Consider the following 26075-nt stretch of genomic DNA (forward strand, 5'->3'; position numbering starts at 1 on the left):
TTCAAATACTGGCATCAGGCGGCGGGACTCAAACCTTCAGCGGCCGGTTACGCCCTAGCAGCGCTTCTTTGTATCGCCACGCACTTGATTTCGGCCAGTAAACCGGGATGTGCAAGCTCCGATACCCCGATCGCCGTCCAGGCACACTTTCCACGCGGAAAAACGCGGTTCTTGACCTCGCGGAAGACCGACATGTGTACGCTCATTTGTACGTGGTAAGTCGTCATCTCGACGACGTCCTCAAACGTACAGCCTGCCGCATCGAGAAGTGTCTTTAGATTCTCCCAGCACGCGAGGAACTGTGCTTCAGGGTCGTGGATGACTTCAAGCTCACGCGTACGCCCTACTTGCCCGGCGCAAAAGACAGTTGTTCCTACCCTGACGGCTGGCGCATAGCCTGCGCGTTCTACGATCTGCTCCATTCCATTGGGGACAATGATTTCTCGGTCAGTCATGCAAGGTTTCCTTCGTCATACTGAGGGGCAACTGGGTGTGCAAATCAACACAACTATACGCGCGACCGCGTCTAATCCGCGCTAAAGCGGTCATCCGTCGCATCCGACTGAAGTCTTCGATTGGCCGATAGGGTGAGGCCGCCAACGGCCGCTTATTGGCACTCCGGTTAGCAAAAATCTGGATCTGGCTGACTGAAAGGTCGGAGAGAGTTATCTGACGGGAGCCATTCAACGTCGAAAGGCGTGGCCACGTCACCCTCTCCCGCTTCATCGATCGTTTTACCAACGGGCAGGTTGTTCATGCGTTGCGACGCCACGAAGTCCCGCAACCGAATCCGGCGCGGCTACGACGGCAGCTTCGCCGCAAGTACATCGATGTTCATGATTTCCGGCGGTTTGGCGAAGAGATCGGACGCCTTCGCCATCAGTGCCTCGGCTACTTTGCCCGAGAGGTGCGCCTGACGGCCGGCGTCGTCGGGGAACGCATCGAAGATGCCGTACACCGACGGCGCGATTTTCAGCCCGAACCACGCAATCGTCGCGGGTTCCTGCTCGACGAGCGGCAGTCCGCCCATCAGGAAGCTTTCGACTTCCTGCTCCTTGCCCGGCTTCGCTTCGAGCCTGACGAACTACGCTGTCCTGACCATGCCTGCCTCCTTGTTGGTGCCGCTTGCGGGTATCGCCCCCTATGATCTCCAAAACGCGGCGGCACGGTCGGCCTCATCGATGTACCAGGTGCCCTGGCCGATTACCGCCCCGTCCCACAACGAGGAACCGAAGCGGCGCTGTACCATGTTCTCGCTTGCGCTCCCCACAATATCACGCAGCATGCCGCCGCCCGCGCATAGTGCTAAACAGCTTGATCATTTCTCGATTGAATGCGGGGATATCGTCGGGGCTGCGGCTCGTGACCAGGTTTTGGTCAACGACGACCTCCTGATCCACCCAGTCCGCTCCCGCATTCTTAAGGTCGGTTTTGAGCGATGGCCACGAGGTCATGCGCCGGCCGTGCGCTGCGCCGGCCTCAATGACGGTCCACGGACCGTGGCAGATCGATGCCACTGGCTTGCCGTCATCGAAAAAAGCCTTTGCGAAGGCCACCGCTTTCGGCTCCGTCCGGAGCACATCCGGGTTCAAGACGCCGCCCGGCAGGAGGAGCGCGTCGAAATCTTGCGGCTTGGCGTGGTCGAGGGCGACGTCGACAGGGAACTCGTCTCCCCATTTCGTGAAGTTCCAGGCGCGCACGTGCTCATTTCTGGGCGAGACGATGCGCGTCTCGGCGCCGGCTTCGTCGAGCGCCTTACGAGGCTCGACCATTTCGACTTGCTCAAATCCTTCCTCGATCAGGATCGCGATCTTCAGTCCCTTGAGAGTTTCATTCGTCATGTTTCGATCTCCAATGATGAGCTTCGATTCGAAATACGCTTCGTCTGCGACAACCGTCTGGCCCGCACTCCGGCAGTGGCCGCGCTGTAGAAGCCAGTCGACTGGATGTCGATCCGCATGGTGATGGTCGCCGATCTTCTCCTTCGTCTGCTCCTTGTCACTGCTGAACGCAGCACCGAGCCGCTTAACGCGGCCCGGCCGATGCGCGCGTAAAGGATCGTGCGGAAGATGTCAGCGAGCGTGAAGTGGGAGGCGTAGTCGAGCGGCCCGTAACGACTTCCGGCTCTATGCGGCTTTCTTCACGCTGCCGTGCGGATCGATGACGAACTTCTTCGGCGAGCCATCGCTGAACGTCTTGTACGCCTCAGGCGCCTGCTCCAGCGTAATGATCTCAGTGTTCAGCATGGCGCCAAGATAGGGCATCCGATCCCACAGGATCGCCATCATCAGGTCGCGGTTGTAGTGCATGATCGGCGCCTGCCCCGCCGTTAGTTTCGGCGACTTGATCCAGGCCTTGCCGAAGCCAACGGGAAGCTGGCCTTTCTTCGTCAGATCGGTGCTCGCCTTCGGGTCGGCGTCGGTATAGATGCCGGGCACGCCCATCGCCCCACCGGCCCGCACCACTTCGAGAAGCGTGTTGATTACCGCCTCCGAGTGCTCGCTGTTCGCCTCCGGGCCGCAGCCGTGCGCCTCCAGCCCGACGCAATCCACGCCGCAATCCACCTCCCGCTTGCCGAGGATCGCTTCGATCTGGTCGGCCACCGGCGTGTCCTGGGTGAGATCGACCACCTCGCAGCCATTATTCTTCAGCAGGTCCAGCCGCGCCCGGTTGGTATCGGCCACGATGATGCAGGACGCGCCGATCAGGCGGGCGCCCGCCGCGGCGCACCGGCCCACCGGCCCGGCCCCGGCGATATAGACGGTCGAGCCCACCTTGGCCCCGGCCTCCATCAGACCATGGAAGCCTGTCGGCAGGATGTCCGATAACAGCGTGAGATCCCGGATCTTCTCCATCGCCTGGTCCTTGTCCGGGAAAGGCAGCAGGTTCCAATCGGCGTAAGGCACCATGAGGTAGTCGGATTGGCCACCCTGCCAGCCGCCCAGATTGAAGCCATAGGCACCGCAATCGACGGCGTCATTGACGTTCATGCATACATCGGTGTGCCGCTCCTTGCAATTGCGGCAGCGTCCGCAAGAGACGTTGAACGGGACCGAACATAGGTCGCCCTTCTTGATGAACTCGACGTCCGGCCCGACCTCGATGACTTCCCCGGTCATCTCATGTCCCATCACCATCCCCTTAGGCGCGGCAAAACGGCCGTGGTAGATGTGCTGATCGCTGCCGCAGATATTCGTCGTCACGATCTTGAGGATGGCGCCGTGATTGGCTTTCTTGCCTGTCGGGGTGACCAGCTTCGGATAGTCGAAAGTCTGCAGCTCCATCTTCATCGGACCCATGAACGTTACTACGCGATTGCCGCTCGCAGCCATGAAATTTCTCCTTGTTCGGTGTGTGAGGTCCGATCGATGTTGCCGTCGCGGCCTGGGTAAGGCGCCACGCTCGAATGGAGCCTGCCGATCATCGCGATCCCGATCACGCATGCAGGCACGAGATGGCGCCGATCTCGTCGACGCGGTCATTGACCCAACGACGAAGACATTAAGACTAGGCTCTTGCCGGTTGTACTTCTTTCTCATTCCTGCAAAGACTTGTCGGATCTCTGCGCTCCCGCTGCGCGGCTTTCAGACGCGAATGTACGGCAACCAGGCACGGCGGCCATCCCCGCCCTCGTTGTTCAACACCTGGAGCCCCAATAGCCTCGCCGAGTTGTGCGAATCGGGATGTGTGCCACCGCCGTATGTTGGGACTGAGTGGTGGTGGGCGGCCGTGGTGCTGGCTCTATCAAAGCGTCGTCAGCGCGAATTCCGCGTCAACTAAAATTGCTACCACGGTGCGGTCCGGCTGTAACTAATTTCTTAGCGCAATACGCATCGATTGCCGTGCCTCGGATGCACACCGGACGGTGCAGTGGTCGGCCCGAACTTTTACTGGCTTAGATGCCGTCAGGAAGCACGCGACGTCCGAGCGCGAGGCCCAAACCAATACCCACCCTAAATGGCTAACCTGGCGATTGATGTCCGACTTCAAGAGGGTCGCCCGTTTCCGTCACAACAATGGCAGGGCCGATAAAGGACAAGACTAAGGCGCTCAAGTGTTCGCAAACCCACCGAGCCTCTCTGTCAAGTCTTCCTACAATCTAACGCGGCGAGCGACAGCCCGGCCGAGGGTCTGCAATGGGTGTTCGAGCCACGCACAGGGCGAAGCTGAGTACTGCATGGATCATGTAGTGATGTTGGGCACTGTCTCGCGATTGAACGGCGTATCGGGCAGAGGGGCATATGAACATGCAAACCACGTCGGACAAGTACTCGACCTTGGACAGTCTACGCGGCGTGGCGGCGATGCTCGTCGTCATGTACCATTTTCCTGGCTTGTTTCGTCCGGTATATGTCGAAAACAGCTACCTTGTGGTCGACCTGTTCTTCGTAATGAGCGGATTTGTTATTGCGAGTGCCTACGAAGAAAAGCTCTCGCGTGGCGACATCAGTCCGCTTCGGTTCATGAGACTCAGGCTTATCCGGCTGTATCCTCTTTATGCGCTCGGAACACTACTCGGAACCGCGGGTCTGCTATGGCGGCTACCTCTTTCGGATTGGCACCTCGTGGCTTCAGCACTCCCTCTTGGCCTGCTGATGATCCCATGTCCTCTCGTGATGCGAATCTTCTATCCGCTCAGCTATGCCGAAAGGGTCCTGTACCCCTTGAATTATCCCTCGTGGTCACTGTTTTTCGAACTCCTGGCGAACGCTGGCTACGCAGTGTTTTTCAAGTATCTTTCCACCCGAGTGCTGCTTATGGTCGTCGCAGCGTCTGGTGTGATGCTGATCGCCAAGGGCATTCATGGCGGCAAGCCTTTTAGCGCCGGATGGATTCTCGCCGGGAGCTACGGCGGATTGCTACGCATTGCGTATTCTTTCTCGACAGGTATTCTCCTGTTCCGGTTTCGCGCCGCCCGACGAAAGACCAGTAACGTCCTTGCAATCGCACTGGTGGCGGCTTTCATATTGCTTTTCTGCTTGCCTATCCCCGATATTTTCCACACGGCATTCATCTTTTCCATCGCGCTCTTCGTATTTCCGGTGTTGGTCTGGGTCGCCGCGGCCGTTGAACCGTCGCACAAGGTTCGTAAGGTATTTTTATTTTTTGGAGCGGTTTCCTACGGCGTATACGTGCTGCATGTGCCGGTTGGCGCCTTTTTCCAGCTTATGTTTGCCGACATCGAGCACCTCGGACCCCACGTTACACCCTGGGTCGGCGCAGGCTTGCTGCTGACGGTGGTTGCTCTTGCCAGCATTGCCGAGAAAATCTACGACATCCCCGTTCGCCGGCGTCTTCTCAAGGGGTGGATAGTGCGCAAAAACCATCCCATGACGGTTGATGCGACACTCAACCAGTAAAAAGCCTTTTAGAGACCATCATATTTTCATTAATGGCCCAAACGGGCAGACGACCACCCAGAACACGAGTCGACCGCATGTGAGTCGGCTTCGGCCGTCAATTGCAGATCAACTTGGCGGAGGCGCGTCCGTTACACCCCGACAGCGGTCATTGCGGTGTCAGCAGTCCGAACGGCGACTGAGGGTCGGGAGTACGCACTGCCGACTGGCTGTTTTCGGGCCGCTGAATTCAAGTGGCCGCTTTCGAGCGATGAGTTCGAGGAGCAGACTGACGCAGCCCGCCCCCAAGCGGTCTCTCGGCCATTCCCAGAATGGACATTACATGATGTGTCGCTAGCCCAATTGTTGACGAAAAACTTCTGACTGAACATACTTCGCCACGCTGTCGACGGAGGACGAAGTGACGCCTGTTCAAATCGATTTACCACCGCGTCCAATTTCAACGGAACGCCTGAAGCTTGTTCCGGCATGTGAGCGGTTCGCGAGCCAGTTGAGGGAATACTTCATCGAAAATCGCAATCACCTGCAGCCGTGGGAGCCGCTTCGGGCCGAAGACTTCTTCGAGCCTGACTCGGTGCACCAACGGCTAGCCACGATGGCGCATAACAACAGCTCAGGACTGGCACTGCATCTACTTCTAATTTCGGCGGAAAAAGGCGAGCTGGTCGGTGATTGCAATTTCACTAACATCATTCGCGGACCCTTTCAGGCATGTCATCTTGGATTTTCGCTTGCAAAGCGGTTTGAAGGCCAAGGTCTGATGCGAGAAGCTTTGACGGCTGCGATCTCTTATATTTTTCATGCGATCGGATTGCACAGGGTAATGGCGAATTTTAAGCCTGAGAATGTTCGTAGCGCAAAACTATTGGAAGGGCTAGGATTTGAGCGCGAAGGACTGGCTCGGTCCTATCTGATGATCGATGGGGTATGGGCCGACCATGTGCTCGCATCGCTGATCAACCAAATTCCAGATTGTTGATTCGGTCTCGCAACCATCGCTCCGATCTTTCGACTTCCTCAGGCTTGAACCGTGCGGTGCCATTCGAAGCACGGATATATGCGTGATCGGCCAGAAAAGCTTTGAACGGACCTTCGTTGGGAAACCAGGGTCGCCGGGCACCGGCTCACGCGGAGGATGTATCCACCACGGTCGGAATCCGCTTTCCCATCTCGAACGCCCGAATCTCGTAGCCAAGTTCCTGGTACAGATCGATCGCCTGTTCGTTAAACTTCCAGACGGCTAACCTGATATCAGTGGCGCCTTGCTCCCGCGCCCATTCTTCCGCGAGTTTAATAAGGGAACTGCCGACCCCGCATCCTCTCACTTGCTCTGAGACTGCGACAGAACCAATGCGACCAACGACCATTGGCTGCAAAAGCGGACTTATCGGTTTCACCACCTGAATCGTAATGAAACCAACAGCTTTGGCGCCAAGCTCTGCAACGAACGTAGCTCGATCTTCTCCTTGGAGGCTGGAGAGCCAGTGCGGCTTGTCTCGGCCGAACTCCGTGGTGGCATCCGCATAGATGTCGGGGCGTGCCGAGTGGTGGTTCGCATTCAAGATTTGACCCAATTCGCAAATTGTCAAAACGTCTTCGATGGTCGCGCGTCGATAGTTTATCGAGTAGGTCATCACCAGCTCTTGATAACGGGGAAAAAGAAAAGGCGCCGCAGGCGTCTTGGTCGTTGCACGTGGAGCTTGACTGATGAGGTTGATTTGATGCTAAGGACGTAAGGAACCAATGCCCAAGAGTGTGCGATCGTGAAGATGACGAGACTGAATTAATACGTTAAGGAGGCCCGTGATGTTGATATTGGCAAACCAAATTTAATCTGTGAAGTGATCGACGTCGATGTTGACGTGGCTCGGCCGACGGAGTGATGACATTCGGGAAGCGAAAGAAGCGCCGCACACTGTCACGAGTTTTTTCGACACTCAACTCACGTTAGCCGACCTACCGCTTGTGGTCGAACTTTGCCAGATACCTGTCACACTCAATTCAGTTAGCGTCGGCTCAGCGTGCACTCATGTTACGTGGATCCTGGCACAAGCTGGCGACGCGCCCCTGCTGCTGGAACCCCATCGTCTCGTATATTCTCCCAGCGTGATATGCCTCATCTGCAACGATCACGAGCCGGTTAGCACGTCCTACGATCTGCCTTGCCTGACAATGCAAACGCTACGTATCGATCTCTTCGCCCTGCACATCGCGCGCGGCGATTTTCAACTGGCGAAGCTTGTGATACAGCGTCTTCTTCGGCATGCCGAGCGCCTCGCTCGCTTCCGCCACGTTGCCGTGGTGACGCCGCAGCATGTCTTCGATCAACCTGCGCTCGAAGTACGCAAGCTGGTCGGCGAGCGTACCGCCCTTGACAGCCGTGCCGCCGCCCTCGGCCAGCAGACTGTCGCCCGTGAGACCGAGCACGAAGCGGTCCGCGACGTTCTGCAACTCGCGCACGTTGCCGGGCCACGCGTGCGTCATCAGTTCCGAAACCTGCGACGCCGACACAACGGGCGCAGGTTGTCCAAAGCGGCGCGCGGCCGCCAGCACGAAGTGCTCGAACAGCAGCGGCACGTCTTCGCGGCGCTCGCGCAACGGCGGCAGTTCGATCTGCGCGACGTTGAGCCGGTACAGCAGGTCCGAGCGAAAGCGCCCGTCGGCGGAAAGCGCCGTCAAATCGGCCTTCGACGCGGCGATCACCCGGCAATCGACGGAAATCGACTCGTTCGCGCCAAGCCGCTCCAGCGTGCGTTCCTGCAGCACGCGCAGCATCTTGATCTGCAGCCCGACCGGCATGGTTTCGATTTCGTCGAGAAAAAGCGTGCCGCCGTGCGCCCATTCGATCTTGCCGACGCGCTTCTTGATCGCGCCCGTGAACGCCCCCGCTTCGTGCCCGAACAGCTCGCTTTCGAAAATCTGTTCCGGCAGGCCGCCGCAATTGAGCGCGACGAAATGTTTGTCGCGGCGTCCGCCGAAATCGTGCAGGCTGCGCGCAATCAGCTCCTTGCCCGTGCCCGTCTCGCCCGTGATCAACACCGATACCGACGTGTCGGCGAGCCGCAGAATCTTCTTGCGCACTTCGGCGATGGCGGGAGACTTGCCGAGCACCAGCGCCTCGATGCCTTGCCAGTTGTCGAGCGCCGCCCGCAAGCCCTGCACTTCGAGCGTGAGGCGCCGCTTCTCGACCGCGCGCGCGACACGCCCCGCGATATGGTCGGAGGAAAAAGGCTTCTCGATGAAGTCGTACGCGCCCACCTGCATCGCGCCCACGGCCGTCGAGATGTCGGCATGCCCGCTGATCAGCACGACGGGGATCTGCGAATCGATCGCCATCACCTTGTCGAGCAGCTGCAATCCGTCGATGCCGGGCATCCGCACATCCGACACGATCACGAGCGGCGCGCCCGGCGCGACTTCGGCCAGCGCCTGTGCCGCCGATGCAAACGCGCTGACGGCAAACCCCGCCAGCGCCACCGCCTGTTCGACGCCGAAGCGAACGTTCTCGTCGTCCTCGACGACGAGCACGCGAATGTCATCTCCCATGAACCACCCTCTGCGACGTTGCCGCCGCGAATTCGATAGTGAATTGTGCGCCGCCGTCCGCGCCGCTGTCTGCAAGATTCGCGGCGGAAATCCTCGCGCCGAAACCTTCCACGATACGCGACGAAATGGCAAGCCCGAGGCCGAGACCTTGCCCGCGCGGCTTGGTCGTTACGAACGGCTCGAACAGATGCGCGAGCACGTCGGGCGCGATGCCGGGGCCGCTATCCGCAATCGTGAACAGCACGCGTTCGCGCGCGTCGGGATCGGCGGCGGCAATCGTGACGACACGTCTTGGTTCGTTGCGCACGGCGTCGAGCGCATTGCCCAGCAGGTTGACGATCACCTGCTGCAACTGGCTCGATTCCGCCCATACCGTCGTGCCCGCCGGAATCCTCACGTCGAGCTGCACGCCTTCGTCGCGGATGCGCGCTTCGTAGATGAGCCGCGCGTGCGCGACGGCTTCGCTCAACGACACCGCCACCCGCTCGACATCCGGTTTGCGCGCGAAGGTCTTCAACTCGCCCGTCAGCACGGCCATGCTGTCGACGAGTTTCGCCACGCGCTCCAGATTCGCCACCGCCTGCGCCGGCTGGTTGCGCTCGAAGAACGTGCGCGCGTTGTCGCACAGCGTGCGGATCGCGACAAGAGGCTGGTTCAGCTCGTGCGTGAGGCCCGCGGCCATCTGCCCGAGCACGGCGAGCTTGCCCGCATGCACGACTTCCTGCTGCGAGTCGCGCAGACGCTGCTCGGTCCGCTTGCGCTCGACGATCTCCTGCTTCATCCGTTCATTGGTTTCCACGAGCGCCGCCGTGCGTTGCGCGACGGTCATCTCCAGCCGGTCGTTCACGAGGCGCAACGCGTCCTGCGCCTTGAGCTTTTCAGCGATCGTGCGGCGCCGCTGGGTCGCGTACAGCGCATACAACCCGGCGATCAGAAACGCGCCCGTCACGAACGCCAGCGCAATCTGCTGCTGGCGTCGCGCGGTGGCGACGTCGAGCAACACCATGATCGAGTCGCCCGCTTGCGGCGCGCTCCGCGACATCACGAGAAACTGCGTGGTGTGGCCCGCCCGCCGCCAGTCGGGAAAGCGCCCGAGCCATGCCGCTCCATTCCAGTCGCCGACCCGGCGATAAGGCAGCGCGTCGACGTTGCGGCCCGCGTATTGCCGCGAAGCCTGAATATCGTGCTGCTGCTGGGCGGTGATCGGACGGATGGCGGTGAACTTCCACGCGGGCACCGTCGAGATGACGATCACGCCGTTACCGTCGATCACCATCGCCGCTTCACCGGGCGTGCGCCATGCCGCTTCGAGCGCATCGACGCTCAGCTTCACGGCCGCCGCGCCGATCGGCTTGCCCGCGTCGCGCACGGCGCTCGAGAAGTACAGGCCCGGCATGCCCGTGTTCGTGCCGATGCCGAAGAAGCGCCCCGCGCCGTGCGCGAGCGCGTCCTTAAAGTAAGGCCGATAGGAAACGTTAGTGCCGACGAAGCTGAACGACTGGTTCCAGTTGCTCGCGGCGATCACCTCGCCTTGCAGGTCGATCACGTCGGTGGCGAGACTGCCCGCGTCGGCATTGACGGCTTCGAGATACGTGTTGACTTCGTGCAGCAGTTCAGGCGAAGCGCGCGAGCCTGCGCGCAGCAGCGCGCGCACGCTGTCTTGCCGCGCGACGATGGCGGGCATCGTCTCGAAGCGGCCCAACTCGCTTTTCAGGCTGGCGGCGTACAGGTCCAGCCGATGCGCGCCGACTTGCGCGAGCGCATCGATGGCACGGTCCCACGCAAATTCGACGGCCGCGGCCGCTGCGCCGAGATACAGCGCGCCGGCAGCGGCCCATGCCCATAACGGTATGCCTCTTATTCTCACGCGCACATTCAACCTCATCGATGCCGGACGCCGGATGCCGGCTTGCGCTGGACTCGCGCACGGCACCTTATACGAAAACGGGCGGCGCAAGCCGATCGCGCCGCCCGCCGCCGCGCCGCATCGGGCGCCGTCGCGTCAGCCGAAATGCGCCAGCAGGATCAGCGTCAGCGTCACCACGATCGCGCCGCCGATGCGCGTGGCGATCTGCGCGAACGGCATCAGCGTCATGCGGTTCGCCGCCGTCAGGATCGCCACGTCGCCCGTGCCGCCCTGGCCGCTGTGGCAGGCGTTCACGATTGCGGTGTCGATAGGGTACATCTTCAGGAAGCGTCCAACCACAAAGCCCGTGCCCATCAGCGTCGCCACCGTCACGACGATGGTCACGATATTGGCGATCGTGAACGCGGCGATCAGCTTGTCCCACGGCGTCATCGCCACGCCGATCGCGAACAGCAGCGGATACGTGACGGCCGTCGAGAAGAACTTGTAGACGACGAACGCGCCCTCCTGCAACTGCGGCGACACCGCGCGCGCGAGCTTCACGAGCACCGCGAGGAACAGCATCGCGACGGGCGCGGGCAGGCCGAACAGGTTGCGGCACATGAGGCCGAGCAGATACAGCGTGATCGCGGTAATGCCGGCTGCGGCAATATGCGAGACGTCGATATGGCCGGTGATCTCTTCCTTCACGGGGTCCATTTCATCCTTCTCGCCGACCTGCAGACGCCCCTGTCCCGTCAGATGCGGAAAGCGCTTGCCGATCATGTCGAGCGCGCCCGACAGCACGATCGCCGTCAGGCTGCCGAGCATCACGGGCGGCAGCACCTGTGCGAACAGCTCGCCCTGCGGCAGGTGCATGATCTCCGAATAGCCGATGGACAGCGGAATCGCGCCCTCGCCGACGCCGCCCGCCATGATGGGCACGACGATATACAGCAGCGTATGCCGCACGCCAAGCCCGAACATCGCGCCGACGGCCGTGCCGACGATAGCCGCCGCAATCGATCCGACTGCCAGCGGCACGAAGATCTTGATGAAACCCTGGATCAGCACGCGCCGGTCCATGCTCAGAATGCTGCCGACGATGATCGACGCGATGAACAGATACAGGAAGTTCGTCTGCTTGGTGAACTCCGTCGTCAGGTTGAGGACGGGTTTCGGCAACAGGTGGTAGTACGTGAGCGCCGAGGGCACGAAGGTCGCGCAGATCGCGGCCGCGCCGATATTGCGCAGGATGGGCAGACGCTTGCCCAGCTCGGCGCAGGTGAAGCCGAAGAAGGCCAGTACCGCGATCGCCATCGAAATTTCGCCGGGCACCTTGCCGGTGACGGCGAAGCCCGTGATCAGCGCCAGCAGGATGAAGTAGATGGGCAGCGGGATGATGCCGATCCGGTATTCCATCAGCTTCCACCAGCCTTCCGGCCAGAAGCGTGTTTTGGTGGTGGGTTGCTGCGTGGACACCGGCTGCGAAGTGCCGTGGGCGGGTGAAGTGGTTTGCAAAGCATGTCTCCTTGATCGGGATGCGCGGGTGGCATCGCTTGTCTATGGCCGTGGCCAGCGGGTGCCTGTAGCGCAAAGCCCATGCCAGTTTTTTTTCCAAGGAGGAAATTTTTAATCCATTGATTCTTATATGTTTTTTCGGGTAGAAAAAGAGTGGCAGACGGTGCCGTTCTGAGACCTCAGAATTGGTCTGGACGGGCAGGCTGAGAATTCAGCCATTCGCTAGAATCGCGGCATCGCCCGATTGGGGAAAACCATGCAGGACACATGGCAGTTCCAGATCCGGATCACCGCTTCGGAAGAACGCGCTGGCGCGTGGCGCGCCGATCCCGCTGCGCAGTCTTACGCGCCGCTCCATGACGTGCTGAAACGGCATCGGGCGGAACTGAAATGCCAGTTCGACGCATTCGCCGATTACGTCAGGGAAGCCGAGGAAGTCGGGACGGCTGCGTACCCGCTCTATGACTGGACGCGGCAGACCATCGACAACCCGGACAAGAAAGCGAAATACCTGCGCTCCTTCACCGTGTACGTGGAGGGCGAGCAGATTTACGCAAAGGCGACGGCCGACTCGCTCGAAGCCGCGCTCTCGTCGCTGGCGCTGGATCGCGACTCGGGTATCGAGCGTGTATTCAGGTACGACACGAATCCCGCGCATAACCCGCAGCCGCCGCAATCGGGCGGCAAGGCGCAATAGCCGCTCCGCCGCGCCCATCGTCTGAAGGACGCCAGCGAACCGGCCACCGCCGCGCCCTCACGCCAGCGCGATTTCGACGTCGATATTGCCGCGCGTCGCCTTCGAATAGGGGCACGTCTGATGTGCCGCGTCGACGATCTTCCGTGCGACTTCAGCGCTTACGCCCGGCAGGCTCACGTTCAGACGCGCCTGCAGGAAGTAACCGCCCTCGCCCGTGCCCAGATCGACTTCGGCGTTCACGCTGGTATCGGCGGGCAGCGCCACTTTCAGATCGCGCGCTGCCAGTCCCATTGCGCCGATGAAACACGCCGACCAGCCCGCTGCGAACAGTTGCTCGGGGTTGGTGCCCTTGCCGCTCGATCCCGGCGGCGAAAGCTGGATATCCAGCCGGCCGTCCGAGCTGCGCGCCGCGCCTTCGCGGCCGCCCGTGGTTTGCGTCTTGCCCGTGTACAGGACGTTGTCGATTCTTGCCATGACGTTCTCTCTCCTCTGCTCGCCAATTAATGATGCTTGAAGGTGGACAGGCCGAACTCGGCAGAAATGGTGCGGTGACCCGACTGAACAGTCTGGGTTGCTACGCCGCCCATATCGTCGTTGATAGCTGCATTGCGGCCTGCGTCGGCGACGATGGCGCTCGGGCCTTGCTGCGACACGGGCGCGCCTTGCAGCGGGTTGTAATGCGGCGCCGGGCCGTAGCCGCTCGCGAAAGCAGAACTGGACGCTGCCGCGCCAAGGGCAAACCAGACTGCGACTTTGAAGAACTTGTTCATGTTGAACTCCGCCAGGATGGAGGCACCCGCCTAAGGGCGCCGTAACTTTAAAAATTCCGTGGATCACGCCTCTTCGACGTCACCCACCTCTTTAAACCGCACACGATTTGATCGCGTACGACACATTCTAGGCCCAAAACTTTTCATGTCAAGCACGATTTAATCGCGTGCGATGTATATGCCGTGAAAAAAGCCGGGAATCCGGCTTGACGACGCGCCTGGCACGGCCGACGGGCACGGCCAGGCGTTACTCAGTCCTGCTCGTTCACAGCTTTGATCAGGTTGTTGCGCAGGGTGACGATCGACTTCTGCATCTTCGAGAACTCGTCGGGCGTGAGGCCGCAAGCCTCCACCAGATCCATGCCGAACGCCTTTTCGCGCAGCTTCCGCCCAGCCTTGGTCAGGCTGACGCGCACCTGGCGCTCGTCTTCCGGGTCGCGCTGGCGCTCCAGATAGCCCATCGCTTCGAGCTTCTTCAGAATCGGCGTGAGCGTGTTCGATTCGAGAAACAGTTTTTCACCGAGACTGCTGACGGTCTGATGGTCCTCTTCCCACAGCGCGATCACGGTGATGTATTGCGTGTACGTGAGCCCCAGTTCTTCGAGAATCGGCTTGTAAGCCTTGCCGAATGCCAGGTTCGCCGAGTAGACGGCAAAACACAGGAAGTCGGCGAGCTTCGGGTTCGTGTCTTCTGCCTTGGCGGTGGTCTTCATTTGCGTCCTCGTTGGCACGAGACGGATGTCTCAACAAGAACCCATTATACATCGCGTACGATTTAATCGGAAATGCTTGACATGCCGGCAGCATGCGAACAAGGATGCGGGCAGGTTCGCCGCGCCCCCATCAGTACACGTCGCGCACGTAGCGGCGGTCCTTCGCCATTGCCCCGACGTATTCTTCCGCGCGCTCCGCGCTCAGGCCGCCGTGTTGCGCGACCACTTCCTTCAAGGCGGCATCGACGTCCTTCGCCATCCGGCTCGCGTCGCCGCACACGTAGAAGTGCGCGCCTTCTTCGAGCCATGCCCACAGCTGCGCGCCCTGCTCGCGCATCCGGTCCTGCACATACACCTTGTCGGCCTGATCGCGCGAGAACGCCAGATCGAGGCGCGTCAGCAGCCCGCTTTGCTGCATGCTTTCGAGTTCGTCGCGATAGTAGAAATCCGTTGCCGCATGCTGTTCGCCGAAGAAGAGCCAGTTGCGCCCGGTCGCGCCGCGCGCGCTGCGCTCGTGCAGGAAGCCGCGAAACGGCGCGACGCCCGTGCCCGGCCCGACCATGATCATCGGTGTGTCGCCGCTGCGCGGCGGACGGAAATGCGCGGACTTCTGCACGAAGACAGGCACGCTGACGTCGTGCGCGCGATCGGCGAGGAACGTCGACGACACGCCTTTGCGGTTGCGCCGGCCATTGTTGTAACGCACGGCGGCCACCGTCAGATGCACTTCACCCGCATGTGCCTTCGGGCTCGATGCGATCGAATAGAGCCGCGGCTGAAGGCGCTTGAGCACACTGAGCAATTCGCTGGCCGACAGATCGGCGGGAAACTCGTGCAGCACGTCGGCGAGCTGCTGGCCCCACAGCCATTGCTTCAGGTCGGCCTTGCGATCGTCGGCGAGCAGTCTGGCGAGCGCATCGTTGCGGCTGCGCGAGGCGATCAGCTGCAGCGCTTCGACGCTCGGCCGCGCTATTTCATAGTGCCGCGCCAATGCGTCGGCGATCCGCATGTCGCCGACACCCGCCACATGCACCGACGCGTCCGGCTTCACGCCCGACAGATCGATAAGTTCGTCGACGAGTTCGGGGCAGTTTTTCGGCCACACGCCCAACGCATCGCCTGCTTCGTATTCGAGGTTCGAATCGCCGATGGCCAGCGAAAAGTAGCGCGTGTCCTTCGAGCCGTTGCGATTGAGGCGCAGATTGTCGACGAGCCGCGACTGGGCGGGACTCGTCTTCGACGGCGTCGCGCCAGGCAGCACGGCGGGAATCAAGCCTTGCGCGGGCACTTCATACAGCGACGCGTCATCAGCCTTGATCTTCGCGATCACGGCTTCGAGCCACTTGTCGGCGGCCGGCTGAAAATCCGTGTCGCAATCGACGCGCGCATGCAGGCGTTTGGCGCCCAGCTCGGCGAAGCGCGCGTCGAGCTTGCGGCCGTGGCCGCAGAACTGGTCGTAGCTGGGGTCGCCGAATCCGAGCACCGCGTATTGCTGATCGACGAGACGCGGCGCGCTGTCGGCCTGCAATGCGTTCCAGAAGCTCTGGCCGTTGTCGGGCGCGTCGCCGTCGCCGAACGTGCTCGTCATCAGCAGCACGTACTTGCTCTGCGCGAGCGCGGTGACGGGCATGTCCGCCATGCACGACATGCGGATTTCGAAACCGGACTCCATCAGTTGCGTCGCGTACTGCTCGGTTAGCGATTCGATGTTGCCCGTCTGCGATGCCCACAGCAGCGCGACCTTGGGCCGCGCATGCGCGATGCGCACGGCCGGCTCACCGGCGGCGGCCGGTTGCGTCACGGAAGTCAGCGCCGGACCTGCTTCCGGCGCGCGGCTGAAAAGACCCGCGAGCACGCCGTCGAACCAGAGGCGCGCATTCGCGGATAGCGGCGCATTGACGGGCAACGTAGGCACGCCTCGCGCGTCGCCTTGCGACGAACGCAAGCCGCTGACGAAACCCGCCATGTAGAGCCGCGCCGTGTCGTCCAGCGCCGGCGCGGGCGTGTCGGTAATGCCGAGCAGGGCGGCAAGAGCGTCGATACGGGACATATCCGGTTCCTGTGGCTGACCGGCCGTCGCGATGGGCGTTTCCTTCGTGACGGCGGGTGCTTCTTCAGTATCGTGCGGCAACGCTTCTTCGACAGGGTCGGCTTCGACGCGCGTCAGCGCCACCGCGCAGAACTTCAACTCAGGCTGCTGCGAGATCGCATCGATCGCGTCGCTCGTCACCGCGTTGATGCACAGGTCGTCGCCATACACGTCGTTCCAGTGCATCGGCGCGAAGCAGTTGCCGGGCCGCACGCGCTCGGTGACGACGGCGGGCAGCACCGCGCGCCCACGCTGCGAACGAACCTCGACGCGGTCCTTGTCGCGCACGCCGAGCGATGCGGCGTCTTCCGGATGCAGTTCGACGAAGGGCGCAGGGTTCAGCCGGTTGAGCATCGGCACCTTGCCGGTCTTGGTCATCGTGTGCCACTGATGCTGCAGGCGGCCCGTATTCAGCACGATGGGGAATTGCGCGCCCGGCATCTCGGCGGGATCGACGTGCGGACGCGCGAAAAACATCGCCTTGCCGCTCGCGGTCGGAAATACCAGCGCGGGGCGCGTGCCGTCGGGCAGCACTTTCAGCGTCTGGCTCACGCCGTCGTTCAGATAGCGCAGCGGATTGCGGTCGGACGCGGCGTCGGGCGCGCACGGCCATTGCAGCGGCGTCTCGCGCAGGCGCGCATGGCTCGCGCCGCGCAGGTCGTAGCCCGTCTTCGGATTCGACACGCGTGCGATCTCATCGAACACTTCAGCCGCCGACGCATACGTGAACGCATCCGCGAAGCCCATCTCGCACGCCATGCGCGCGATGATCTGCCAGTCGGCGAGCGCGGCGCCGGGCGGATCGACGGCCTTCTGCATCAGCGTCATGTTGCGCTCGGAATTGATCATCACGCCTTCCGCCTCGGCCCACAGCGCGCCGGGCAGCAGGACGTCAGCGTAGCGGTTGGTCTCCGTGTCGAGAAACGCGTCCTGCGCGATCACCAGTTCAGCGGCCTGCAATCCGGCAATCACGTTCTGCCGGTTCGCGACGCTCGCCACCGGGTTCGTGCAGATGATCCAGCACGCCTTGATGTCGCCCGCCACCATGCGCGAGAACATATCGACAGTGCCGCCGCCGAGCTTCGTCTTGAGCGTGCCGCGCGGCACTTGCCACAGGTCTTCGATGAACGCGCGGTCTTCATCGACCAGCACCGAGCGCTGGCCCGGCAAGCCCGGACCCATGTAGCCCATCTCGCGCCCGCCCATCGCATTCGGCTGACCCGTCAGCGAAAACGGACCGCTGCCGGGGCGGCAGATCTTGCCCGTCGCCAGATGCAGATTGCAGATCGCGTTCGTGTTCCACGTGCCGTGCGTGCTCTGATTCAGGCCCATCGTCCAGCAACTGATCCACTCGGGCGCGTCGCCGATCCACTGCGCGGCCTGACGGATGTCGGCTTCGGGAATGCCCGTGAGCGCGGCGACTTTCTCAGGCGTGTAGTCGTCGAGGAACGCGGGCATCGCGTCCCAGCCTTCCGTGAATTCGCCGATGAAGCGCGCGTCGGTACGGCCATTTTCATGCAACAGATGCAGCAGGCCGTTGAGCAGCGCGAGATCGGTGCCCGGCTTGATCTGCATGAACAGATTCGCCTTGTCCGCCGTCGTATTGCGCCGCGGATCGACGACGATCAGCTTCGCGCCCGCCTTCACGCGATCCATCATGCGCAGAAAAAGAATCGGGTGGCAGTCGGCCATGTTCGCGCCGATCACGAAGAACAGATTGGCCTTGTCGAAATCCTGATACGAGCCAGGCGGGCCGTCCGCGCCCAATGACAGCTTGTAGCCGCTGCCCGCGCTCGCCATGCACAGCCGCGAGTTCGACTCGATGTTGTTGGTGCCGATAAAGCCCTTGGCGAGCTTGTTCACGAGGTACTGCGCCTCGATCGACATCTGCCCCGACACGTAGAAGGACAACGCATCGGGACCATGTTCGTCGAGAATCGCGCGCAGACGGCGTGCGGTGTCGGGAATCGCGAAATCGGCGGAAACGGGAATCGGATCGGCGTCGCGCGTGCGCCGCTCGAACGCGCTTTCGAGGCGGCCCGACTTGCGCAGCGCGACATGCGCCGACTGACCTTTCGTGCAGAGGCGGCCGTAGTTGGTCGGATGATCCTTGTCGCCGGAAATCTTGACGACCTGCCCTTCCTCGACATGCAGCACCATGCCGCAACCGACGCCGCAGTAGGGGCAAACCGTCTTGATGTTCTCGCACGCCATCGTCAGAGTCCGTTCAACAGATTACGCCGACACCCACACGTGTCCGTCTTCGACACGCGCCGCGAAGGCGCTGACGGACTTCTCGGGCGCTTCGAGGCATTCGCCCGTGCGCAGATCGAAGTGATGCTTGTAGATCGGCGAAGCGACCACGAGGCGATCGCCGAGACTGCCGATCAGCCCGCGCGACAGCACGGCCGCCTGCGATGCGGGGTCGAAGTTGTCGATGGCGTACACGCCGCCGCGATCGCCTTCGACGCGGAACACGGCAATCTGCTCGCCATTGACGAGCGCGCAGACGCCCGTGTTCGGCACGATGTCGTCGAGCGTGCAAACCGACGTCCAAGTGGTGGGCAAACGGTCGTTGTTCATGTCGATCTCCGTTCTATCGGATGAGTGAATGACGTGGGGGCTGCCGGTCAAACCGTTTCAGCGGGTTCTGTCGGCTGTTCGACGACGACGGGAATGCGCACCGGCCGCTGGCGCTCTTCGGGCGTGGCGGGCCGGATCTGGCCGCGCGTCGGGACGAAGCTGACGTTGTCGTCGACGCTGTCGCTGTTGACGAAGTGACGGAAGCGCTTGCGCGTCTCGGGGTCCGTGACGGCTTTCTTCCACTCGCATTCGTACGTGTCGACCACGTGCTGCATTTCCGCTTCGAGTTCCGCCGCGATGCCGAGCTTGTCGTTGATGACGACGTCGCGCAGATAGTCGAGGCCGCCTTCGAGGTTCTCGCGCCACACGCTGGTACGTTGCAGCCGGTCGGCCGTGCGCACGTAGAACATCAGGAAGCGGTCGATATAGCGGATCAGGGTTTCGCGATCCAGGTCCGACGCGATCAGTTCGGCGTGGCGCGGCTTCATGCCGCCGTTGCCGCACACGTAGAGGTTCCAGCCCTTTTCCGTCGCGATGATGCCGACGTCCTTGCTTTGCGCCTCCGCGCACTCGCGCGTGCAGCCCGACACCGCAAACTTGATCTTGTGCGGCGAGCGCAGGCCCTTGTAGCGGTTCTCGATGTCGATCGCGAGACCGACGGAATCGTCGACGCCATAGCGGCACCACGTCGAGCCGACGCACGATTTCACCGTGCGCAGCGACTTGCCGTATGCATGGCCCGATTCGAAGCCCGCTGCGATCAGTTCTTCCCAGATCAACGGCAACTGTTCGACGCGCGCGCCGAACAGATCGACACGCTGCCCGCCCGTGACCTTCGTATAAAGACCGTACTTCTTTGCAACCTGGCCGACGGCAATCAGACCGTCCGGCGTCACTTCGCCGCCCGGCATGCGCGGCACGACGGAATACGTGCCGTCGCGCTGGATGTTCGCGAGGTAGTAGTCGTTGGTGTCCTGCAGGCTTGCGTGTTCTTTTTTCAGCACGAACTCGTTCCAGCACGACGCGAGAATGCCGGCGACAGCGGGCTTGCAGATATCGCAGCCAAGGCCGTGGCCATGCTTTTCCAGCAGCGCGCCGAAGGTCTCGATGCGCTCGACGCGAACGATGTGATACAGCTCCTGGCGCGAAAACGGAAAGTGCTCGCACAGATGATTATTGACGGCGAGCCCCTGCTTCTTCATCTCGGCCTTCATCACCTGCGTGACGAGCGGCACGCAGCCGCCGCATGCCGTGCCTGCCTTCGTCGCGCTCTTCACGTCGCCGATGGTCGTCGCGCCTGCGCACACGGCCGCGCAGATCGCGCCCTTCGAGATGTTGTTGCACGAGCAGATCTGCGCGCTTTCGGGCAGTGCATCGACACCGAGCGCGGGCTTCGCGTTGCCGTCCGCTTGCGGCAGGATCAGAAATTCCGGCGACTCCGGCAACTGAATGCGGTTCAGCATCATCTGCAGCAGCGTGCCATATTCGCTCGCGTCGCCGACCATCACGCCGCCGAGCAGAAACTTGCCGCAATCGGACACAACCAGCTTCTTGTAGACCTGCTTGCGCTCGTCGCTGAACTGATACGTGCGGCTGCCCGCCGTCGCCGCGTGCGCATCGCCGAGACTCGCCACGTCGACGCCCATCAGCTTGAGCTTGGTGCTCATGTCCGCGCCTGCGAACGCGGCATCCGCTTCGCCGAGCAACTGCTTCGCTGTCACGCGCGCCATCTCGTAGCCCGGCGCAACGAGCCCGAAAATCTGGCCGTTCCACAGCGCGCATTCGCCGATCGCGTAGATATCGGCATCGCTCGTGCGGCACTGGTTGTCGATCACGATGCCGCCGCGCGGGCCGACTTCCAGACCGCTCGACCGCGCGATCTCGTCGCGCGGACGGATGCCGGCGGAGAACACGATCATGTCGGTGTCGAGATGCGTGCCGTCGGCGAACTGCATGCGGTGCGTGCCCGCTTCGCCGTCGACGATCTCCAGCGTGTTCTTCTGCGTATGCACGGTCACGCCGAGTTCTTCGATCTTGCCGCGCAACACCTTGCCGCCGCCGTCGTCGACCTGCACGGCCATCAGGCGCGGTGCAAATTCGACGACATGGGTTTCGAGGCCCAGGTCGCGCAATGCCTTCGCGCATTCCAGACCGAGCAGGCCGCCGCCCACCACGACGCCCGTCTTCGAGCGTGCGCCGCATTCCTGCATCGCTTCGAGGTCTTCGATCGTGCGGTAGACGAAACAGTCCTTGCGATCCTTGCCCGGCACGGGCGGCACGAACGCATACGAGCCGCTGGCGATCACGAGCTTGTCGTAGGAAAGCGTCTCGCCCGTCGAGGTCGTCACGGTGTGCGCGTCGCGATCGATCGATACAGCCTTTGCGTTCAGGCGCAGCACCATGTCGTCGCGATCGAAGAAGCCGGGCGCCACCAGCGACAGATCGTCGGCGGATTTGCCCGCGAAGAACTCCGACAGATGCACGCGATCGTAGGCGGGACGCGGCTCTTCGCACAGCACGGTGATGTCGAGGCGCGCCGTGGTTTGTTCCGCGAGGCATTCGAGCAGTTTGTGGCCGACCATGCCGTGGCCGATAACGATGACTTTCATGTCGCCGATCCTGTCAGAGAGGGGATTCATTTGTTTAATTCGTTGCGCCGAGTGCAGCATCGCGAGCGGTGTGTTCGGCGGAGAAACGCACGGCGATCGCGCAGATCGCAGACGCGCTCACGAAGCCGCCGAGCGTCAACAGCGTTTGATGCAGGTCGCCCATGCCCTTCGCCAGGAAGCCCGCCGCCACGGCGCCGACATTGCCGCCCGCGCCGACGATGCCCGCCACGCCGCCGAGCGCCTTGCGATCGATGAAAGGCACGAGCGCGTAGGTCGCGCCGCACGCCATGTGCGTGAAGAGCCCGAACAGCAGCATCGCGATCACGGCGAGCGCCGCGTGGTTTGCCTGCGAGAACAGCAGCAGGCCCACGCCTTCGCCCGCGATCAGCGCGAACAGCAGCATCGAGCGCGCGGACAGTCCGCGGCGCTTCGCGCCCCAGTCCGACAGCAGACCGCCGAGCGGACGCGCGAAGATCGCGAGCAGGCCGAAGCTGCCAGCCGCAAGACCGGCGTCGCGCAGCGACAGCTGGAAGTGATCGACGTAGTAGATGGCCGCGACGTTATGAATGAACACCTCGACGCCGAAGCACGCGGCGTAGGTGACGAACAGCATCCACACGCGATAGTTGCGCGAGGCCGCGAGCAGGCTGGCCCAGCCTCCTTTCTTGCCGCTGTCGATGGCGATGCCGCGTGCGCGCAGTTCGGTGAAATTGCCTTGCGGGCAGTCCTGCGTGAAGCGCCAGTAGAGCGCGGCCGTGATGGGCATCGCAATGCCCGGCAACACCAGCGTCAGACGCCATGCGTCGGCATTGCTCGCGCCTAGCGCGAGGGCGCCGGCGAGCAGCAGCGGCACGAGCATCTGCGCGGCGCCTGCGCCTGCGTTGCCCCAGCCTGCGCTCGTCGCGTTCGCCGTGCCGACCACGTTGGGCGCGAACATCACCGACGTGTGATATTGCGTGATCACGAAGCTCGCGCCGACCGCGCCGATGCCGAGCCGGCATAGCAGGAACGCCGTGTAGCTGTGCGCGAGCGCCGCGCCCAGCACGGGCAGCGCGCCGATCGTCATCAACGCGACGTAGACCTTGCGCGGACCGAAGCGGTCGCACATCGGACCGACGATCAGACGCACGAGAATCGTGATGGCGACGGCAGCAATGTTGATGTTGGCCACCTGATCCGCTGTGAGGTGAAACTCCTGCTTGATGAGCGGCATCAGCGGCGCGCAGGCGAACCACGCGAAGAAGCAGACGAAGAACGCCATCCACGCGAAGTGGAAGGCGCGCATGGCTGGCGTGCGCCAGCTCAGCAGATCGATCGATGTGGCTTTGTCGGTCATGTTCCGGGCCTGTAAACGACTACGGCGTCCCGCGAATCGGGTGCGAGACCAGATTCAGGGGACGCCGTTGTCCAAAGTTCGTCGGTGAGGATGCTGCTTTGCGGCTCGTCGTTGAGTCGCGATGCGGGGATTAGTGCAAGGTGTGTGCCATGCGGGCTATTGGCGGCGGGAAGGCCTTTCTGGCTTGGGTTTCAGGGCGGTTTGCGGGTTTGGCGGCGAGGTGGTCGGCTGGTTCATGGTGAGGCTCGCGGGCACTTTGCTGGTGCAGCGCAGCACTGTAGGCGTGCGTTGGGGTGGTGCGGGTGTGGTGCCGATTCGTCCGTTGCGGGACAAGGGAGTGTCACATTGTTTGCGCTGCGCGAGCGCCGCGCGAGCCTTTGCAATCTTTGACAGATGCGTCGAACTACGATTCGTCGCGCGTGTAGTGCTGGACGGAGCGGACTACGACCTCACGGCATGTCAGCCGTATGTCGAGACCAACGTTAGGCATCAGGTCGAGCTTGATCAGCCCATCGAATTCCCTCGTCAAAGTGATGTCCATGACGGAAGCTTCTTCGAGCATCGCATTCAGGTCGATTTGGGAACTTCTTAGATCCAGAAAATCGACCACGACCAGATAGTCACTCGCGCGCGGAGCACCATAGCGGTTGTGTTCTATTTCGAGCACAAGGTCGACCAATCCGCGCCGACGTCCGCCTGACAGAGGTTTCCCTTCGACCGTCACCGATGATTGCCTGTTTCGTTCCATGCAAATGCTTCTTATCGCTGAATCATGGAAGGACGGATATTCTCCAAAGATCTTCAATAGCAGGTCGCTATTCGTTGCAAGTTCCCAACCCCACGTTTCTCTGTGAACGTTCATCTAAGCTCCTGGCGTTGTCTTTATCTACAATTGATTGGCGACATCGAGACATGACTGTTGTCCCTGACACCGTTGTCGAAATTGTGACCATGTGCGGGACCATGGCTCTCGTGATATTGAGCACAAAGATTTCCGTGGTCATCAAAGTAATCCACATCGAGCCCGTTCGGGTTAATGCGGAATCCGCCCGGATCATTGCCACTTAGACGGACCCCACGGGCCGCCACCTCCGTCGTCTCGTCGCTCAACTTATCCGGGTAATACCCAAACGGCTGCGCGTCACCTGGAGGTGACGAGTCCGCCTTGGCGCTGTCGTCAATGCCTGTCGCCGCTGAGATGCCCTTCGCAAACGACGGGACTGCGTCTTCATCACTCTCGGCTGCGACCATGCCGCCGGCTATGGCTCTCGCTGCGCCAAGCAGATCAAGAGCATCACCACTTCTGCCCGCTCCATTGGCCATCTCCGCCCATGCCGCCTTTAACTGCGCTTCTCGCGTAGCAGGATCGTATGGGCCTCTCAACACTGGCTCGCCGTTCAACATCAGCGGTCCCGGACCGGCATCCACGAAAGCGGCCCATTTTCCTCGGCCGAATCCGCCGGCATTGCCAAGTCCACTACTACTCGACGCCCATCGTTCCGGGGCGCAATCCGGACGCGTCGCTCGCGCCAGAGCACGCCGCTCCCGATCGATTACGGGCACGAGTCGCCCGGAGGCAACCGCTTCGCGCAGCGCTTTCTCAATACCTTCGTTATCAGCCGGCAGGTTCCAGTGCGCGACATCCAACAGATCGCGCAGAAACGAACGTATGACATCAAGTTCACGTTTCCCGGTCACCGTCCGCAGGTCCGGGCGCGGCCGAAAGTGAAGATCGAAATCCCGTCTATCCAGTTCGCGCTGTCGGTCGTCGATCGTTAATGAACACGACCCGTTACGCGTCCGGCTAACTGAACCGCCGTATAACTCCGCTCCTCGCAGTTCCCGAGCGAGCCGCCGGTATTGCCACACCGGATACAGCCTACATTTCCACCCATTTTCCAGCGGTACATCGAGCGTATTCCATTGCATAGATATCCGAATCAATCTCCGCATAAAGAAGCGGATATACCTAGCATGAAACCCAGACCGCTCTGTCAAAGAACGTCAAGTACCGCGCATCATATCCCCTACCCCTCCCGCGCCTCCCTCAACTCCCCCGCGATGAAATCAACAAACGTCCGAATCCGCGCCGACATCTGATGCCTCTGCGAGTACACGGCAAAAATATCCGCACCCGGCGTCTCAAACCCTGGCAGCACCTGCACGAGCCGTCCATCCGCCAGATACTCATTGACGTCCCACTCGGCGCGCATCAAAACGCCGTGCCCATCGAGCGCCCACTTGACCGCGATCTCGCCGTCATTCGTCGTCAGATTGCCATTGATGCGCACCGCTTCCGTCTTGCGCGCAGCGCCGCGCCCTGTCGCGAGCCGCCATACGCCGTACGCTTCGTCGCCCTGCCGTATGCCGATGCAGTTGTGCCTCACCAGTTCGCGCGGCGTGATCGGCATCCCATACTCGGCGATGTACGAAGGCGCCGCGCACAGCAAGCGGCGGTTCGGCGCAAGCCGCCGGGCGACGACGCGCGTGTCGGGCGGCTCGCCAAAGCGGATGCAGACGTCGAACGCGTCGTCGGTAAGCGGCGGCGGCGTGACGGACAACTGCAACTGCACCGCGACCTGCGGATAACGGTTCACGAAGCGCGAGATCGCCGGCGCGACATGGCTGCGCCCGAACCCAAGCGTCGCATTCACCCGCAGCAAACCCTTCGGGCTCTTCTTCGCGCTGCCCAGCAACTCGGACAGCGCGTCGATTTCATCGAGTATCCGCCGCGCGTGCTCCAGGTACACCTCGCCCTCGGGCGTCAGCATCATCCGGCGCGTCGTCCGGTTCACGAGCGGCACGCCCGCGCGCTGCTCCATCTGCGTCAGCCGCTTGCTCACGGCGGCAGGCGTCAAACCCAGCTCGCGCGCCGCCGCGCTCAGGCTGCCTGATGCGGCGAGCGTCGAGAAAAAGCTCAGGTCGGTCGGTTGAACGGTTCCGGTCACGGCTCGATTTGTGAATTCAAGTTAAAGATGCTTTGAGTTTAGCACCGGTTACCGCGC

At 62.0% G+C, this 26075-nt stretch carries 21 protein-coding genes; 3 read left to right on the plus strand and 18 right to left on the minus strand.

What is annotated here, in order from left to right; translation table 11 throughout:
* Positions 1-47: 47 nt before the first annotated feature.
* The 4 genes from C2L66_RS35855 to C2L66_RS35875 all read right to left on the minus strand — a co-directional run bounded on the left by C2L66_RS35855 (position 48) and on the right by C2L66_RS35875 (position 3332).
* On the minus strand, positions 48-455 hold the full coding sequence (locus tag C2L66_RS35855) for a RidA family protein (protein ID WP_054930880.1): 408 nt from the start codon (positions 453-455) through the stop codon (positions 48-50).
* 344 nt (positions 456-799) lie between these two features.
* On the minus strand, positions 800-1030 hold the full coding sequence (locus C2L66_RS35860; protein WP_457920654.1) for a putative quinol monooxygenase: 231 nt from the start codon (positions 1028-1030) through the stop codon (positions 800-802).
* Between the two features lie 244 nt (positions 1031-1274).
* Complete coding sequence (locus tag C2L66_RS35870; protein WP_060608653.1) at positions 1275-1841, minus strand: type 1 glutamine amidotransferase domain-containing protein; 567 nt, start codon at positions 1839-1841, stop codon at positions 1275-1277.
* A 285-nt stretch (positions 1842-2126) separates the two neighbouring features.
* Positions 2127-3332, minus strand: a complete 1206-nt coding sequence (locus C2L66_RS35875; RefSeq protein WP_060608656.1) for an alcohol dehydrogenase catalytic domain-containing protein — start codon at positions 3330-3332, stop codon at positions 2127-2129.
* Between the two features lie 909 nt (positions 3333-4241).
* Between C2L66_RS35875 and C2L66_RS35880 the strand changes: the two genes are divergently transcribed.
* Positions 4242-5360: an acyltransferase family protein gene (locus tag C2L66_RS35880; protein WP_060608659.1), complete on the plus strand. Its 1119-nt coding sequence runs from the start codon at positions 4242-4244 to the stop codon at positions 5358-5360.
* 400 nt (positions 5361-5760) lie between these two features.
* On the plus strand, positions 5761-6339 hold the full coding sequence (locus C2L66_RS35890; protein WP_060608661.1) for a GNAT family N-acetyltransferase: 579 nt from the start codon (positions 5761-5763) through the stop codon (positions 6337-6339).
* Between the two features lie 145 nt (positions 6340-6484).
* Here C2L66_RS35890 and C2L66_RS35895 read toward each other — a convergent pair whose 3' ends face one another.
* The 4 genes from C2L66_RS35895 to C2L66_RS35915 all read right to left on the minus strand — a co-directional run bounded on the left by C2L66_RS35895 (position 6485) and on the right by C2L66_RS35915 (position 12273).
* On the minus strand, positions 6485-6994 hold the full coding sequence (locus tag C2L66_RS35895) for a GNAT family N-acetyltransferase (RefSeq protein WP_060608663.1): 510 nt from the start codon (positions 6992-6994) through the stop codon (positions 6485-6487).
* Positions 6995-7541: 547 nt separating this feature from the next.
* The gene (locus C2L66_RS35905; RefSeq protein WP_060608666.1) at positions 7542-8906 is read right to left on the minus strand and encodes a sigma-54-dependent transcriptional regulator; all 1365 of its coding nucleotides are present in this window, start codon (positions 8904-8906) and stop codon (positions 7542-7544) included.
* Positions 8896-10791: a sensor histidine kinase gene (locus C2L66_RS35910; RefSeq protein ID WP_060610501.1), complete on the minus strand. Its 1896-nt coding sequence runs from the start codon at positions 10789-10791 to the stop codon at positions 8896-8898. Before C2L66_RS35910 ends, C2L66_RS35905 begins: the two co-directional genes overlap by 11 nt.
* Before the next feature lie 117 nt (positions 10792-10908).
* Complete coding sequence (locus C2L66_RS35915) at positions 10909-12273, minus strand: 2-hydroxycarboxylate transporter family protein (RefSeq protein WP_060608670.1); 1365 nt, start codon at positions 12271-12273, stop codon at positions 10909-10911.
* A 256-nt stretch (positions 12274-12529) separates the two neighbouring features.
* Between C2L66_RS35915 and C2L66_RS35920 the strand changes: the two genes are divergently transcribed.
* Positions 12530-12970, plus strand: a complete 441-nt coding sequence (locus C2L66_RS35920) for a hypothetical protein (RefSeq protein WP_054930897.1) — start codon at positions 12530-12532, stop codon at positions 12968-12970.
* Positions 12971-13027: 57 nt separating this feature from the next.
* On the opposite strand, the gene C2L66_RS35925 is transcribed toward C2L66_RS35920, so the two are convergent.
* The 10 genes from C2L66_RS35925 to C2L66_RS35970 all read right to left on the minus strand — a co-directional run bounded on the left by C2L66_RS35925 (position 13028) and on the right by C2L66_RS35970 (position 26018).
* Positions 13028-13444, minus strand: coding sequence for an organic hydroperoxide resistance protein (locus C2L66_RS35925; RefSeq protein WP_060608673.1), 417 nt, complete (start codon positions 13442-13444; stop codon positions 13028-13030).
* A 26-nt stretch (positions 13445-13470) separates the two neighbouring features.
* Positions 13471-13740: a hypothetical protein gene (locus tag C2L66_RS35930; RefSeq protein ID WP_054930899.1), complete on the minus strand. Its 270-nt coding sequence runs from the start codon at positions 13738-13740 to the stop codon at positions 13471-13473.
* Positions 13741-13991: 251 nt separating this feature from the next.
* A complete protein-coding gene (locus C2L66_RS35935) occupies positions 13992-14453 on the minus strand; it encodes a MarR family winged helix-turn-helix transcriptional regulator (RefSeq protein WP_054930900.1) in 462 nt (153 codons plus the stop codon).
* Between the two features lie 130 nt (positions 14454-14583).
* Complete coding sequence (locus C2L66_RS35940) at positions 14584-18756, minus strand: sulfite reductase subunit alpha (RefSeq protein ID WP_060608676.1); 4173 nt, start codon at positions 18754-18756, stop codon at positions 14584-14586.
* Positions 18757-18777: 21 nt separating this feature from the next.
* Entirely contained in the window at positions 18778-19125 is a 348-nt protein-coding gene (gene nirD / locus C2L66_RS35945) for a nitrite reductase small subunit NirD (RefSeq protein ID WP_060608679.1), read from the minus strand.
* A gap of 47 nt (positions 19126-19172) precedes the next feature.
* Complete coding sequence (nirB, locus tag C2L66_RS35950) at positions 19173-21734, minus strand: nitrite reductase large subunit NirB (protein ID WP_060608682.1); 2562 nt, start codon at positions 21732-21734, stop codon at positions 19173-19175.
* A 34-nt stretch (positions 21735-21768) separates the two neighbouring features.
* Positions 21769-23070, minus strand: coding sequence for an MFS transporter (locus tag C2L66_RS35955; RefSeq protein WP_060608685.1), 1302 nt, complete (start codon positions 23068-23070; stop codon positions 21769-21771).
* A gap of 403 nt (positions 23071-23473) precedes the next feature.
* On the minus strand, positions 23474-23932 hold the full coding sequence (locus C2L66_RS35960; protein WP_060608687.1) for an Imm50 family immunity protein: 459 nt from the start codon (positions 23930-23932) through the stop codon (positions 23474-23476).
* Between the two features lie 20 nt (positions 23933-23952).
* Complete coding sequence (locus C2L66_RS42000; protein ID WP_233445058.1) at positions 23953-24999, minus strand: hypothetical protein; 1047 nt, start codon at positions 24997-24999, stop codon at positions 23953-23955.
* Positions 25000-25097: 98 nt separating this feature from the next.
* Positions 25098-26018, minus strand: coding sequence for a LysR substrate-binding domain-containing protein (locus tag C2L66_RS35970; protein WP_054930906.1), 921 nt, complete (start codon positions 26016-26018; stop codon positions 25098-25100).
* Positions 26019-26075 lie beyond the last annotated feature (57 nt).

It is taken from the genome of Paraburkholderia caribensis (assembly GCF_002902945.1).
Taxonomy (GTDB): Bacteria; Pseudomonadota; Gammaproteobacteria; order Burkholderiales; family Burkholderiaceae; genus Paraburkholderia; species Paraburkholderia caribensis.